3 protein-coding genes are annotated in these 2751 nt (G+C 60.6%); all 3 read right to left on the reverse strand.

What is annotated here, in order from left to right:
- The coding region (locus ACI2KG_RS11390; protein ID WP_404661980.1) for a ribonucleotide-diphosphate reductase subunit beta at positions 1-547 on the reverse strand (547 nt) is incomplete at its 3' end.
- A gap of 532 nt (positions 548-1079) precedes the next feature.
- Positions 1080-1208 carry a hypothetical protein gene (locus ACI2KG_RS11395; protein ID WP_400613311.1) on the reverse strand — a complete coding sequence of 43 codons (129 nt, stop codon included), beginning with the start codon at positions 1206-1208 and terminating at the stop codon, positions 1080-1082.
- 139 nt (positions 1209-1347) lie between these two features.
- Positions 1348-2751, reverse strand: a 1404-nt coding sequence (locus ACI2KG_RS11400) for a ribonucleoside-diphosphate reductase subunit alpha (protein ID WP_404661981.1), incomplete at its 5' end; no start/stop codon positions are given.

The raw sequence follows: 2751 nt of genomic DNA on the forward strand, positions 1-2751 counted from the left end.
GCAGGATGTACTGGCGGCACTCCGGGTTGGTGATCAGGCGGTACACGGCCAGGGCCAGGTTGTTGGCAACCAGCGAGTCGGCGGTGGAGAAGAAGCCGAGGTTGCGCATGACGATGCGGCGCTCGTCTTCGGTCAGGCCGTCCTGGCTCTTCCACAGGGCGATGTCGGCGGTCATGTTGACCTCTTGCGGCATCCAGTGGTTGGCGCAGCCGTCCAGGTACTTCTGCCAGGCCCAGTCGTACTTGAACGGGACCAGCTGGTTGAGGTCGGCACGGCAGTTGATCATGCGCTTTTCGTCAACGGCAACGCGGGCCGAGGAGCCTTCCAGCTCGGCCAGGCCTTCGGCAATGTCGAGGGCGTCCAGGGCAGCCTTGGCACGCTTGACGGCTTCGGAGTCAGAAGCGGTCGCCGCACGGGCTTCCAAGGCGGCAGCACCACCGGCGCTGTCGAGCTTGTCGAGGGTAGCGGCGGCAGCGGCCTGCGCAGGGTTGTTGCCTTTGGCGGCTACTTCGCCGTCTTCTTTGTCGAATTCGTCCCAGCTCAGCATGGTTTGGCTCCTGCTTGAGGGTTGCCCTGGGGCAACCGCTTGGATTTAAAGAATGTGATGCCTGACGCACGGCCAATGGGCAAATGATCAGCTCGAGAGGCTGACTCTCGTTTACATCTGAATGTGTTCTGGCTTGTACCTGGCCAGGCCTCGGGGAGGGGCCAGGACAATTGAATGGTGCTCTTTTCAGAGGGGGCGAAGTATATAGGATTTCGCCTTGGATCGGGGCGCGTCTCTTGCGGGCGAGGGTAAGTTTTTCGACCGGAATTGCGTGCGTCCGTTCACCGGGTTTGTGTTGTTTACTACGGGGATGGAGTGTAGCGGTAAAAAGCGGGAGGCACTACATGTTGTGGGTTTTTATTTTTAGAGCACATCATGTGGGGTTTTCGCGATCCTTGTAGGAGCGGCCTTGTGTCGCGATAGGGCCGCCTAGCGGCCCCGTCGATCCATGCTGCGAAGCTGAAATCGTGGGGGCGCTTCGCACCCCATCGCGACACAAGGCCGCTCCTACAGGGAACGAGTCAACTCGCAGCTAGCGAGTCGGGTGCAGCGTTTCGACGATGTGTGTCTTGGGGTGCTTGCGTGCCTGTTCGACCGAGGTGAAGCGGCCGGTTTCAGCGTTGCGACCAATCTTGCGAGATGCCACTTTTTTCCGCGCCATGGGCTTACATCCTTTTTTGAGAGGTCCTGTTCTTTTACCGAGCTGTGCGAGTGCTGGGCAAAGGGCAAGGTTTCTCCGGGGCGCAGATACAAAAATGCCGCGCGGGGCACCCAAGGGCACCCCGCACGGCATTCAGGCCTTACTGGCAGGCTTCGCAGTCAGGCTCGTCGATCGCGCAGGCCTTCGGCACTGGCGCAGGGCCGGCTGCCTGGACCGGGGCGCTGTCGCCACCGCTGGAAACGGCGTTGAGCTTGCCGGTGTTGATGGTCGACTTCTCGGTGCTGGTCGCGGCCAGGGCACGGAGGTAGTAGGTGGTTTTCAGGCCACGGTACCAGGCCATGCGGTAGGTCACGTCCAGCTTCTTGCCCGAGGCGCCAGCGATGTACAGGTTCAGCGACTGAGCCTGGTCGATCCACTTCTGGCGACGGGAGGCTGCGTCGACGATCCACTTGGTTTCAACTTCGAACGCAGTGGCGTACAGGTCTTTCAGCTCTTGCGGAATGCGCTCGATCTGCTGCACCGAACCGTCGTAGTACTTCAGGTCGTTGATCATGACCGAGTCCCACAGGCCGCGGGCCTTCAGGTCGCGAACCAGGTACGGGTTGATCACGGTGAACTCGCCCGACAGGTTCGATTTCACGTACAAGTTCTGGTAGGTCGGCTCGATCGACTGCGACACGCCGGTGATGTTGGCGATGGTCGCGGTTGGCGCGATGGCCATGATGTTCGAGTTACGAATACCTTTCTGTACGCGGGCACGAACTGGCGCCCAGTCCAGGCTCTCGTTCAGGTCGACGTCGATGTACTTCTGGCCACGGGCTTCGATCAGGATCTGTTGCGAATCCAGCGGCAGGATGCCCTTGGACCACAGCGAACCCTGGAAGGTCTCGTAGGCGCCACGCTCGTCGGCCAGGTCACACGAAGCCTGGATAGCGAAGTAGCTGACCGCTTCCATCGACTTGTCGGCGAACTCGACGGCAGCGTCGGAACCGTAGGCAATGTGCTGCAGGTACAGCGCATCCTGGAAGCCCATGATGCCCAGGCCGACAGGGCGGTGCTTGAGGTTCGAGTTACGCGCTTGCGGCACCGAGTAGTAGTTGATGTCGATCACGTTGTCGAGCATGCGCACGGCGGTGTTCACGGTGCGTTGCAGCTTGGCGGTGTCCAGCTTGCCATCGACAATGTGGTTCGGCAGGTTGATCGAGCCCAGGTTGCAGACCGCGATCTCGTCCTTGTTGGTGTTCAGGGTGATCTCGGTGCACAGGTTCGAGCTGTGGACCACGCCCACGTGCTGCTGCGGCGAACGCAGGTTGCACGGGTCCTTGAAGGTCAGCCACGGGTGGCCGGTCTCGAACAGCATCGACAGCATCTTGCGCCACAGGTCTTTGGCCTGGATGGTCTTGAACACCTTGATCTTGTTGTACTCGGTCAGGGCTTCGTAGTACTCGTAGCGCTCTTCGAAGGCCTTGCCGGTCAGGTCGTGCAGGTCTGGCACTTCCGATGGCGAGAACAGGGTCCACTTGCCGTCATCGAAGACACGCTT

The organism is Pseudomonas sp. NPDC089407, from assembly GCF_044900445.1.
In the GTDB taxonomy this organism is placed as follows: Bacteria; Pseudomonadota; Gammaproteobacteria; order Pseudomonadales; family Pseudomonadaceae; genus Aquipseudomonas.

Bases quoted from the DNA above. Each gene is read 5' to 3' on its own strand.
- ACI2KG_RS11395 (WP_400613311.1), bottom strand. From the start codon at position 1,208: ATGGCGCGGAAAAAAGTGGCATCTCGCAAGATTGGTCGCAACGCTGAA.